The sequence below is a fragment of the Nocardioides abyssi genome (assembly GCF_030412915.1).
GTDB classification, from domain to species: Bacteria; Actinomycetota; Actinomycetes; order Propionibacteriales; family Nocardioidaceae; genus Nocardioides; species Nocardioides abyssi.
The window spans coordinates 85,099-96,455 of sequence record NZ_JAUHJR010000001.1 but is presented as its reverse complement, the minus strand read 5'-3'; the positions used below and the strand labels follow the sequence as shown (position 1 = coordinate 96,455).

Genomic DNA, 11,357 nt, shown 5'->3' with positions numbered 1-11,357 from the left:
CTCTCGTCCCGCGCTTGCTAGCTGCTGGCCTTGCCGGACTTGGCGATGGCCTCGGTGACGATGCCGAGCGGGTTGCCGTCCTGACCGTCGCCGAAGAGCTTGTCGGCCACGCCGCTCCAGTCGCCGCCGCCGAAGTTGCCGTCCAGCGTCAGCAGGTTGGGGACCGCCGGGAAGGGGTCCTCGCTGTCCGGGGCGCCCTCGATGTCGCCGGGCTCGAGGCCGACGGCCTCCCAGTCGACGGTGCCGGGCTCGGCGGTGTTGACCGGCCGGAAGCCGGTGAGGGCGAACTGGCGCTGGCCGTCCTCGCTGAGCACGAAGTCGAGCCAGTCCTGCGCGGCCGGGGCGGCGTCCTTGAGGATCGCGCCGGCGTTCTCGATGAGCAGGGTGGTCTCGGGGATGACGTACTCGAAGCCCTCGCCGTTCTGCGCGGCCAGGATCGCCTCGTTCTCGTAGGCCAGCAGCACGTCGCCGTTGCCCTGCAGGAAGCTCGTGGTGGCGTCGCGGCCGGAGTTGGTCAGCGAGACGACGTTCGCGAAGAGCTTGTCGACGAACGCGGTCGCCTCCTCCTCGGAGCCACCGTTCTCGGTCACGTGGCCCCAGGCGGCGAGCGCGTTCCAGCGCGCGGCGCCGGACGACGCCGGGTTGGCAGTGACGATGCCGACGCCGGGCTTGACGAGGTCGTCCCAGCCCTGGATGTCCTTGGGGTTGCCGTCGCGGACGCCGAGAACCACGACGGAGGTCGAGACGATGCCCTTGTTGTCGCCCTGGTTCCAGGACGGGTCGACGAGGTCGGCGTCCACGAGGCGGGCGACGTCCGTCGCGACGGAGAAGTGGACGTAGTCGGCCTCGAGCCCGTCGGCCACCGCGCGGCTCTGGTCGCCGGAGGGGCCGTACGACGTCTTGAACCTCACGCCCTCGCCCGCGTCGGTCTGCGTGAACTCCTCGGCGATCGCCTTGTTGGCGGCCTCGGGGACCGCGAAGCCCACGATGCTGATCGTCTCGCTGTCCGAACCCTCGGCGTCGCCGCCGCACGCTGCCAGGCCCAAGGCCAGCACCCCCGCGGCGAGGCCCGCCGCGGCAACCTTGATCTTCATGTCCGTCTCGACTCTCGCTCGTCCCGGAAACCCGGGTTGATGACTAATGCCGAGCAGATTAGGCCACTTAACTGAGAAAGTGTGGATGGGACGGTGTGTCGGGACTCACTGGTCTGGGCCGGGTCCAACCACGGAGACGACTTCGGATGCGCCCGCGCGGTCTCTATCGTGGAGAGGTCGGGTCGTCCTTGCCCCAGAACTGGAACGTGTTTCAGTTCTGTTCGTTGAGCCGTACGATCGATCGACATCCATCGGACCCGTGTCGTCCGGAAGACGCAGCAAGCAAGGGAAGTGGGCGCGAGGTGTCCAGCCAGGTACAGAAGCAGGTCAAGCAGCTCGACCGCGTGATCATCCGGTTCGCCGGTGACTCCGGTGACGGCATGCAGCTGACCGGGGACCGGTTCACCCAGGAGTCGGCCGTCTTCGGCAACGACCTGGTGACCCTGCCGAACTTCCCGGCCGAGATCCGTGCCCCCCAGGGCACGCTGCCGGGCGTCTCGTCCTTCCAGGTGCACTTCGCCGACCACGACATCCTCACCGCGGGCGACGCGCCCGACGTGCTCGTCGCGATGAACCCCGCGGCCCTCAAGGCCAACATCGGCGACCTGCCCAAGGGCGCCACGATCATCGTCGACACCCACGACTTCTCCGCGCGCAACCTGACCAAGGCCGGGTACGACGCCAATCCGCTCGACTTCCTCGGCGACGCAGGCTCCGAGCTCGGCGAGTTCGCCGTGCACGCGGTCGACCTCACCGGGATGACCGTCGAGGCGGTCAAGGAGTTCGGCCTGTCCCGCAAGGACGCCGCCCGGGCCAAGAACATGTTCGCCCTCGGCCTGCTGTCGTGGATGTACGGCCGCCCGACCGAGTCGACGACGGCGTTCCTCACCAAGCGCTTCGCCAAGGTGCCCGCGATCCGCGACGCCAACCTCGCGGCGTTCAAGGCCGGGTGGAACTTCGGCGAGACCACCGAGACGTTCGCGGTCTCCTACGAGATCAAGCCGGCCCCGGTCTCGCCGGGCACCTACCGCAACATCTCCGGCAACCTCGCCCTCTCCTACGGCCTGGTCGCGGCCGGCGTGCAGTCCGGCCTGCCGGTCTTCCTCGGGTCCTACCCGATCACCCCGGCCTCCGACATCCTCCACGAGCTGAGCAAGCACAAGGCGTTCGGCGTCACGACCTTCCAGGCCGAGGACGAGATCGCCGGCGTCGGCTCCGCCATCGGCGCCTCCTTCGCCGGCCACCTCGGCGTGACGACCACCTCCGGACCCGGCGTCGCGCTGAAATCCGAGGCCATCGGCCTGGCGGTGATGACCGAGCTGCCGCTCGTCGTCGTCGACGTGCAGCGCGGCGGCCCCTCCACCGGCCTGCCCACCAAGACCGAGCAGGCCGACCTGCTCCAGGCGATGTTCGGCCGCAACGGCGAGGCGCCGGTCCCGATCGTCGCGCCGCAGTCGCCGGGCGACTGCTTCGACGCCGCGATCGAGGCGGCCCGGATCGCGATCACCTACCGCACGCCGGTGATGCTGCTCTCCGACGGCTACCTCGCCAACGGCTCCGAGCCGTGGCGGGTCCCGGAGACCGCCGACCTCCCGGTGATCGACCCGAAGTTCGCCACCGAGGCCAACCACGTCCTCAAGCACGAGTTGGTGCTCGAGGACGGCACGGTGCAGGCCGAGGAGAAGGACTTCTGGCCCTACCTGCGTGACGAGGAGACCCTGGCCCGGCCGTGGGCGGTCCCCGGCACCCCCGGCCTCGAGCACCGCATCGGCGGGCTGGAGAAGGGCGAGGGCCACGGCAACATCTCCTACGACCCCGGCAACCACGACTTCATGGTCCGCACCCGCCAGGCCAAGGTCGACCGGATCGCGGAGTCCCTGCCGCCGCTGGTCGTCGACGACCCCTCCGGCCGCGCCAAGGTGCTCGTCCTGGGCTGGGGCTCGACCTACGGCCCGATCGGCGCCGGCGTACGCCGCGTGCGCCGCGCCGGCTACGACGTCGCGCAGCTCCACCTGCGCCACCTGAACCCGTTCCCGAAGGACCTCGGCGAGATCCTCCGCCGCTACGACAAGGTCCTCGTCCCCGAGATGAACCTCGGCCAGCTCTCGATGCTGCTGCGCGCGAAGTACCTCGTCGACGCCATCGGCTACAACCACGTCCGCGGCCTGCCGCTCAAGGCGGCCGAGCTCGCCGAGGCGATCGGCAACCTGGTCGCCGACGCGGAGGGGATCGACGTCGACCTGTCCACCACGAGCGCGGAGGAGATCTCCTGATGACCGCCCTGTCCTCTGACCTGCCCACCCCGGGCCTGCGCTCGGGCACGGAGCTGGTCCCCACCACCGACCAGGCACAGACCGGCAAGGACTTCTCCTCCGACCAGGAGGTGCGCTGGTGCCCCGGCTGCGGCGACTACGCCGTGCTCAAGGCGGTCCAGGGCTTCCTGCCCGACCTGGGGCTGCGGCGGGAGAACATCGTCTTCGTCTCGGGCATCGGCTGCTCCAGCCGCTTCCCCTACTACCTCGACACCTACGGCATGCACTCGATCCACGGCCGCGCGCCGTCGATCGCGACCGGCATCGCCACCGCCCGCGAGGACCTCTCGGTCTGGGTCGTCACCGGTGACGGCGACGCGCTCTCCATCGGCGGCAACCACCTGATCCACGCGCTGCGCCGCAACGTCAACATGACGATCCTGCTGTTCAACAACCGGATCTACGGCCTGACGAAGGGGCAGTACTCCCCCACCTCCGAGCCGGGCAAGGTCACCAAGTCCACCCCGATGGGGTCGGTCGACCACCCGTTCAACCCGGTCTCGCTCGCGCTCGGCGCCGAGGCGTCGTTCGTCGCCCGCACCATCGACTCCGACCGCAAGCACCTCACCTCGGTGCTGTCCGCGGCCGCCGCCCACCGCGGCACGTCGCTGGTGGAGATCTACCAGAACTGCCCGATCTTCAACGACGGCGCCTTCGACGCCATCAAGGGCCAGGGCGACTACAAGGACGGCAAGGCCGACGCGATCATCCCGCTCGTCCACGGCGAGCAGGTCCGCTTCGGCGCGCCCGGCGAGGACGGCCGCGGCTCGAAGGTCGTCGTCCGCAACCCGCGGACCGGCTCGATCGAGGTCGCGCTCGCCGCCGACGTCGAGGAGTCGGCGGTCCTCGTGCACGACGCGCACGACCCGGACCCGTCCACGGCGTTCGCGATCAGCCGCCTGACCGCGGCCGACTACCTGCACCAGGCGCCGATCGGCATCTTCCGCGCCGTCGAGCGCCCGACGTACGACGACCAGACCCGCGCCCAGGTCGACAGCGCCCGCCAGGACGCCCCCGGCGAGGCCTCGGACCGGCTCGCCGCGCTCATCAGCTCCGGCGACACCTGGACGGTCGTCTGACCGGCACCCGCCAGCACGCACGAACGACGAAGGGTCCCCGCCCGAGAGCGGGGACCCTTCGTCGTTCCGTGCCGCCGAGGAGCGGCAGCGCCTCAGCGGCTCGGAGAGTCAGAGGCGCACGATGCAGAGGCTGCGCGAGAACGAGGTCTTGTACTTCTTGCTCGAGGGAGCCTTGACCTTGTAGCAGACCTTCTTCTGGCCGCGGGCCGGGCCGTAGACGCGGACGCGGAACTTGCTCTTGCCGTCGGTCTTGAAGGTGGAGAACTGCTTCCACTTCTTCGTGCCGCCGGGCTTGCGCATCATCACGAGCTTCGACTTCGGGTAGGTGCCGGTCTCGACACCGCCCTTGATGAAGAACTTGTTGGGCTTGGGCTCGATGCCCTGGACGCTGATCTCCCGCTTGACCTTGTCGGCCGCGGTCGCCGGCGTCGCGAGGGCCAGGGGGGTGGCGGCCAGGACGACCAGGGCGATCAGGCTGGCGACGAGGCGGTGCATGCGCATGGGGATGTTTCCTCCGCAGGGGTTCGATGACGTGCCCGGTCATCTGCCCCCACCGGCCGTGGGACAAACCCCCGGCCGTATCCTTCCCTGGTGTCGGACACGCGCCGCGGCCTCCTGCTCGGCCTCGCCGCGTACACCATCTGGGGCGGCTTCCCGCTCTACTTCCCGCTGCTCGAGCCGGCGGGAGCGGTCGAGGTGCTCGCCCACCGGATCCTGTGGTCGGCGGTCACCATGGGGCTGCTCGTGGTGGTGCTCGGCCGGGTGCCGCACCTGCGCGCGCTGCTCCGCTCGCCGCGCACGATGCTGCTGCTCACCGCGGCGGCGCTGACGATCAGCGTCAACTGGGGCACCTACATCTACGGCGTCAACAACGGCCGCGTCGTGGAGTCCTCCCTCGGCTACTTCATCAACCCGCTCGTCACCGTGCTGCTGGGCGTGCTCGTGCTCGGCGAACGGCTCCGGCCCGCGCAGTGGGCCGCGGTCGGCGTCGCCGGCACCGCGGTCGTCGTGCTGACCGTCGACTACGGCCACCCGCCGTGGGTCGCGCTCGTGCTCGCGTTCTCCTTCGCCGGCTACGGGCTGACCAAGAAGACCGCGAACGTCGGCGCGGTGGAGAGCCTCGCGGTCGAGACCGCCGTCGTCGCGCCCCTCGCCGCGGTGTACGTCGCCGTGCTGGTCGCCACCGGCGCCTCCGGCTTCGGGCAGCACGGCTGGGGCCACACCCTGCTGCTGATGAGCAGCGGGATCGTGACCGCCATCCCACTGATCGCCTTCGGCGCCGCCGCGACGCGGATCCCGCTCGTCACCCTCGGCCTCCTGCAGTACCTCACCCCGGTCCTGCAGTTCGCCCTCGGCGTGCTGTGGTTCCACGAGGAGATGCCGCCCGCCCGCTGGGCCGGCTTCGCGCTGGTCTGGGTCGCGCTCGTCATCTTCACCGTCGAGGCCAACAACCACCGTCGCCGCCAGCTGCGGCTCCTCGCCACCACCAGCACCGCCGCCTGAGCCGGGCTTCGCCACCGCTGGCCTCAACCGCTGGTTGAGGAGGTTGCGCAGCAACCGTCTCGAAACCCGCGGCCCCCGCTGGTCGAGCAGCGAGCCCCGGCGAGCGTCGACGAGACCCCGTGACCGTGGTCGCGGCCCTGCGCCCCTCACCGGGTTTCGACACGGTCGGCGCTGGGGCGCCTCCCGGCTCAACCAGCGCGGGTCTCGAGGCGTTCACCTGCTGGTCACCGCTCGCTCCCCGTGACCTCCCCGGGGCTCCACCGGCCGTCCCTAGCGTCCGCGCCATGACGACCCTCCCCCGCGCTCCGCGCACCGACCGGCCCGCGCTCCCCCTGCTCGTGCCGCAGGGGCCGCACGGCTCCCGCAGCAGGCTGACCTGCCGGTTCCGGTGCGGCGACGCCTGCGACCAGCCGTTGCCCAACACCACCGACCACGGCCACGTCCGGGACGAGGTCGCGAAGGCCGTGGCGCGGCGGTCGGTGCTGCAGGGGGCGGCCGTCGGGGGCGGGGCGCTCGTGCTGGCGGGGCTGGCGTCAGCCCCTGCGGCGGCCGCACCCGGCGCGGGGGTCGGTGTGGCGCGGGCAGCGGTGGCGGCGGACCTGGGGCGGACTGCGTTCCGGCCGGTGCCGCCCAACCGTCGCGACGCGCTGGTCAGCCCCGAGGGCTTCCGCAGCGACGTCGTCGTCCGGTGGGGCGACCCGGTGGAGAAGGGCGCGCCGCGCTTCGACGTGCGCCGGCAGACCCCGGACGCGGCGGCGAAGCAGTTCGGCTACAACTGCGACTACGTCGGGGTGCTGCCGCTGCGCGGACGCAGGGACCGGGCGCTGCTCGTGGTCAACCACGAGTACACCGACCCGAACCTGATGTTCCCGACCGACCTCTACGACGAGGACACCCAGAAGGAGATCGAGGTCCTCGCCCACGGCATGTCCGTGGTGGAGATCGTCCGCGGCCGCACGCCCGGGTCCTGGCTGCGCGCCGACCACACCCGCGCCCGCCGCAACCGCCGGGTCAGCGCCCGCACCGCGTTCACGATGACGGGCCCCGCCGCCGGCGACCCGCGGCTGCGGACCACGGCCGACCCGACCGGCCGCCGGGTCATGGGCACGCTCAACAACTGCGCCGGCGGCACGACCCCGTGGGGGACGGTGCTGTCGGGCGAGGAGAACGTCAACCAGTACTTCGACGCGTCCGGCGACCTCGACGCCCGCTACGCCGACTCCTACCGGCGCATGGGGTTCACCGGCGACGGCCGCGGTTGGTCCTCGATCGACCCACGCTTCGACCTGACCACCGAGCCGCACGAGCCGTTCCGCTTCGGCTGGGTCGTCGAGCTGGACCCCAGCGACCCGCGGTCGACGCCGCGCAAGCACTCGATGCTGGGTCGGTTCAAGCACGAGGGCGCCAACGTCGCGCTGGCGGAGGACGGCCGCGCGGTGGCGTACCTGGGCGACGACGAGCGCGGCGACTACCTCTACAAGTTCGTCTCGCGCGACAGGGTGCGGTCCGGCAACGGGGCCGCGGCCCGCCGCCACAACATGACGCTGCTGACGCGGGGCACGCTGTACGTCGCCCGGCTCACCGGCGACGGCACCGCGGACGGCCGCCACGACGGCACCGGCGAGTGGATCCGCCTCACGAGCGACACCACGTCGTACGTCGAGGGCATGAGCGTCGCCGACGTGCTCATCGACACCCGCCTGGCCGCCGACCGGGTGGCCCCGACCCGGATGGACCGCCCGGAGGACGTCGAGCCGAACCCGGTGAACGGCAAGGTGTACGTCGCGCTGACCAACAACTCCAACCGCGGGTCGGACGCGCTGCCCGTCGACGAGGCCAACCCGATCGGCTCGTCGATGACCCGCCCCGCGCTCGGGGCACCGCTGGAGCAGAAGTCGGGCAACCGCAACGGCTACGTGCTCGAGCTGACCCCGGCGCGCGGTGACCACGCGGCCGACCGGTTCACCTGGGACCTGATGCTCGTCTGCGGCGACCCGGCCGCGCAGGAGACGTACTTCGCGGGCTACGACAAGGCCGAGGTCAGCCCGATCAGCTGCCCGGACAACGTCGCCTTCGACTCCGAGGGCAACCTGTGGATCTCCACCGACGGCAACGCGCTCGGCTCCAACGACGGCGTCTTCCGCGTGCCCACCGCCGGCCCCGAGCGCGGGCGGGTCCAGCAGTTCCTCACCGTCCCCCGCGGCGCCGAGGCCTGCGGACCGCTGCTCGCCGACCGGGACCGGTCGCTCTTCGTCGCCGTGCAGCACCCCGGCGAGGTCGACGGCGCGACCTTCGAGTCGCCGGCGAGCACCTGGCCGCACACCGACGACTTCCCGCGTCCCTCGGTCGCGGTCGTCTACCGGCACGCCTGAGCCGGGCCGGTCCCGGCCGGGCTCACCGGGTTTCGACACGGTCGGCGCCGGGGCGCCTCCCGGCTCAACCAGCGGGAGGGCCGGCGGGCAGCGCGAAGGTCGTCGCGGTCGGGCGGCCCGAGCGCACGTCCCAGCCCCGCACCCCGTCGTCGGCGGCGACGGACCAGAGCGTGGCGCCGTCGGGCGCGAACGCCACCGCGCCCGGCTCGCCGACGTGGCCCGCCAGCGTCCGCGCGCGGCCGGGCCCGCCGAGCGCCTCGGGGCGCCACAGCCGGACAGCGGTGGTGTCGAAGGCGGTCACCGCGACCGTCCGCCCGTCCGGGGCCACCGCCACCTCGTGCAGGCGGACCCCCGGCAGGTCGTCGACCGGCTCGAGCCCCGGCACCCGCCACGCGGTCGGCGCCTCGTCCGTCCCCGGACCGACGAGGTGGCGGCCGTCCGGGGTCCACGCGACGGCGCCGTTGCGGCCGGACTCCTCGACGGCGCCGACGAGCTCGCCGTCGTCGGTGCCGCGGACCTCGACCGGTCCGCCGCCGGCGAGCGCGAGCAGCGAACCGTCGGGGCTGAACGCCAGGGCCTGCGGGGCGTACGCCGCGGTGAACGCCGCCCGCTCGCTGCCGTCGTCGGCGGCCCAGACACGCACCGAGCCGTCGAGGCCGGCAGCGGCGACCAGCGCGCCGTCGGGGCTGTAGGCGACGGCCGTCACCGGGGAGCCGTCGGTGACCTCGGCATCGGGGAGCCCGCGCAGCGTCCGCACCGGCTCGCCGTCGTCGAGCCCGACCAGCACCACGTCGCCCCCGTCGACCGTCGCGACGGTGGACCAGTCGGGCGCGACCGCGACCTGGCCCCGGTCGGGGTCCCGCGCCAGGCGCCCGGACCCGGTGTCCCAGGTACACAGCGCGTCCCAGCAGTCGGCGAGCACCCGACCCCCGTCCGGGCTGACCACGAGGTCGTCGGTCGTCACGAGCTCGAACGGCACGTCGCCCGCGACGCCGGTGCTGCCCGTCGCGGGACCGCCCCGGCCGGCGCCGGCCTCGTCGTCGCCGCACCCGCCGAGCAGCACCAGCCCCAGCACCGGCGCGGCGACGGCAGCCGCCGCTCGCCCGCGCCTACGCACGGGCCGGTGCAGGGGCGAGCGGCACGACGAACCAGGCCTCGCCGCCGTCGGTGGTGACCAGGCGGTCCAGCGTGCGGCCGTCGCGCTCGACCAGGCTCTGGCTCTCCGGGCGCCGGCCGAGCGCCCGCAGCACGTCGTGCTCGTCGGCGACCCGCAGCACCGACCACGGCCGGTCGGCGGTGCCGTCGCCGGAGGCGAGGACGGCGTCGACCGCGGCCCGGGCGATGCGCTGCTGCCGCTGGGCCTCCTCGGGCCGGCCGAGCGCGGCCAGGGCCGTCGCCAGCCCGGTGTGCACCGAGGGGCTGAGGAGCGCACCGGGGAGCGCGGACTCGAGCACGCGGAGCGCCCCCGCGGCGTCGCCCTCGCGCAGCATCCGGGCGCCCTCGGGCCGCCGGTCGCGGTCGTCCGGTCCGCCGGCCCGAGCGGCGGCCACGAGCGGCTGCCGGGTCTCCGGGGAGGGGTCGGCCAGCCAGGCGTCGAGGTGGGCGTCGAGGGTGCTCATCGGGCCCCCTCCTCGGCGAGCCGCTCGAGCTCCTCGGCGGTCATGTCCTCCAGCACCTCGCGGCCCTCCTCGCGGGCGTCGACCTCGACCGGCTGCTCGTAGTAGGCCTCGAAGCCGTCGGCGTCGGCGTCCTGGTAGTCGTCGAAGTTGTCGCGCCAGGTCTCGGCCTGGTCCTCGGTGACCCCGAGGTCCTCGTGGTGGTCGAACGGGTCGTCCTGCCAGGGCCAGCGGAACCCGTCGAGGTCGTCGATCGCCTCGAACTGGTGGGCGTGGCGCATCTCGTGGGCCAGGGTGTTGATGATCTGCGGGTCGTCGAGCAGGCGCTCGTTGAGGGCGATGGTCGCCCCGCCGTCACGCGCCTGGCCGTTGGGACCCCACGACTCCGGCTCCCAGACGAGCGCGGGGGTGTCGATGCCGATCATCTCGGCGTACTCCTCGATGTACTCCTCGATGAAGGCGCGCCGCTCGTCGTCGGTCATCGTCGCCCACTGCTCGGCGACCTCCGGCGAGGGGACACCGCGCTCGTCCACGGCGTCGACGTGTCCGCTCGGGATGCTGCCGCTCAGCAGCGCGTCGACGGCGGCCGCCTTGCCGAGGATGGTGGTGATGTCGTCGGCGAGGGCCTGGGCGAGGGCGGTGCGTCGGACCGTCCACTGCACCGCCTCGACGACGCCGTCGATGCCGTCGAACGTGGGCGGGTCGCTGACGTCGGTGACCGAACCGTCGTCGCCGAGGGCGAACTCCTGGCTCCTCGCCGTGGCCTCCACGTCGGCGACGAGCCGCTCGATCGCGGCGACCTCGCTCTCGGCGGTGTAGAGCGCGCGCTGGACGGCGCGCTTGCCCTCGACGTGCGCCTCGATCCGCGCGACCAGCAGGCGACGCCGCCCCTCGGCCATGAAGCGCGCGAAGCCCGTCCACGACTCGGGGACCGCCTGGGCCACCAGGGTGTCGCGGCAGCGCTCGAGCCCGTCGGCGTCGCTCTTGAGCCCGTCCCCGGCCGTGCCGAGAGGGGCCGCGCGCCACAGGCGGACGTCACCGAAGGTCGCCGGCATCAGCCCTCCTCGTCCTCGCTGCCGACGAGCCCGCCCAGGCCGCCGAGGAGCCCACCGGCCCCCGCGTCGGTGCCCGTGACGTCGTCGGTGTGGGCGGTCAGGTCCTCGGCGAAGCCGGTCACGTCGTCGGCCCAGGCCTCGACGCCGGTGTCCCACGAGCTCCCGAGCTCGCCGAGGTGATCGACGCAGTCCGCTCCGGGGAGGGCACCCGCCGCGGTGGCGAGGTGGCCGGACGAGCCGAGGGTCCGGGCCTCGGCGGCGCTGTCGCGGACCGCGTCCGCGGCCTGCGCCATGTCGGCCGGGACCACCTGCAGCTGGCTCATCCG

The 11,357-nt window shown here is 72.9% G+C and carries 10 protein-coding genes; 4 read left to right on the top strand and 6 right to left on the bottom strand.

Going from position 1 to position 11,357, the window contains the following annotated elements; genetic code table 11:
- Window positions 1-17 precede the first annotated feature (17 nt).
- Window positions 18-1,094: a sulfate ABC transporter substrate-binding protein gene (locus QWY29_RS00465; protein WP_300958652.1), complete on the bottom strand. Its 1,077-nt coding sequence runs from the start codon at window positions 1,092-1,094 to the stop codon at window positions 18-20.
- 236 nt (window positions 1,095-1,330) lie between these two features.
- On the opposite strand from QWY29_RS00465, the gene QWY29_RS00460 reads away from it, so the two are divergent.
- Together QWY29_RS00460 and QWY29_RS00455 are read left to right on the top strand one after the other, a co-directional pair.
- The gene (locus QWY29_RS00460) at window positions 1,331-3,367 is read left to right on the top strand and encodes a 2-oxoacid:acceptor oxidoreductase subunit alpha (RefSeq protein WP_439117387.1); all 2,037 of its coding nucleotides are present in this window, start codon (window positions 1,331-1,333) and stop codon (window positions 3,365-3,367) included.
- Window positions 3,367-4,485: a 2-oxoacid:ferredoxin oxidoreductase subunit beta gene (locus tag QWY29_RS00455; RefSeq protein ID WP_300958649.1), complete on the top strand. Its 1,119-nt coding sequence runs from the start codon at window positions 3,367-3,369 to the stop codon at window positions 4,483-4,485. Before QWY29_RS00460 ends, QWY29_RS00455 begins: the two co-directional genes overlap by 1 nt.
- A 108-nt stretch (window positions 4,486-4,593) precedes the next feature.
- Here QWY29_RS00455 and QWY29_RS00450 read toward each other — a convergent pair whose 3' ends face one another.
- Window positions 4,594-4,986: a hypothetical protein gene (locus QWY29_RS00450; protein ID WP_300958647.1), complete on the bottom strand. Its 393-nt coding sequence runs from the start codon at window positions 4,984-4,986 to the stop codon at window positions 4,594-4,596.
- 90 nt (window positions 4,987-5,076) lie between these two features.
- On the opposite strand from QWY29_RS00450, the gene rarD reads away from it, so the two are divergent.
- Together rarD and QWY29_RS00440 are read left to right on the top strand one after the other, a co-directional pair.
- The gene (gene rarD, locus QWY29_RS00445; RefSeq protein WP_300958646.1) at window positions 5,077-5,988 is read left to right on the top strand and encodes an EamA family transporter RarD; all 912 of its coding nucleotides are present in this window, start codon (window positions 5,077-5,079) and stop codon (window positions 5,986-5,988) included.
- Window positions 5,989-6,272: 284 nt separating this feature from the next.
- Window positions 6,273-8,360, top strand: a complete 2,088-nt coding sequence (locus tag QWY29_RS00440; protein WP_300958645.1) for a PhoX family protein — start codon at window positions 6,273-6,275, stop codon at window positions 8,358-8,360.
- A 64-nt stretch (window positions 8,361-8,424) separates the two neighbouring features.
- Here the strand turns inward: QWY29_RS00440 and QWY29_RS00435 are convergent, their stop codons facing one another.
- Genes QWY29_RS00435 through QWY29_RS00420 form a run of 4 tightly spaced genes read right to left on the bottom strand, consistent with a single transcriptional unit; the run spans window position 8,425 to window position 11,354 of the window.
- Window positions 8,425-9,477 (bottom strand): WD40 repeat domain-containing protein, encoded by a 1,053-nt coding sequence (locus QWY29_RS00435; RefSeq protein ID WP_300958644.1) that lies wholly within the window; start codon window positions 9,475-9,477, stop codon window positions 8,425-8,427.
- Complete coding sequence (locus tag QWY29_RS00430; RefSeq protein WP_300958643.1) at window positions 9,470-9,979, bottom strand: DUF4919 domain-containing protein; 510 nt, start codon at window positions 9,977-9,979, stop codon at window positions 9,470-9,472. The genes QWY29_RS00435 and QWY29_RS00430 overlap by 8 nt, the downstream gene beginning before the upstream one ends.
- Window positions 9,976-11,031, bottom strand: coding sequence for a SprT family zinc-dependent metalloprotease (locus tag QWY29_RS00425; RefSeq protein ID WP_300958642.1), 1,056 nt, complete (start codon window positions 11,029-11,031; stop codon window positions 9,976-9,978). The genes QWY29_RS00430 and QWY29_RS00425 overlap by 4 nt, the downstream gene beginning before the upstream one ends.
- Window positions 11,031-11,354 carry a hypothetical protein gene (locus tag QWY29_RS00420; protein ID WP_300958640.1) on the bottom strand — a complete coding sequence of 108 codons (324 nt, stop codon included), beginning with the start codon at window positions 11,352-11,354 and terminating at the stop codon, window positions 11,031-11,033. The genes QWY29_RS00425 and QWY29_RS00420 overlap by 1 nt, the downstream gene beginning before the upstream one ends.
- Window positions 11,355-11,357: the final 3 nt, after the last annotated feature.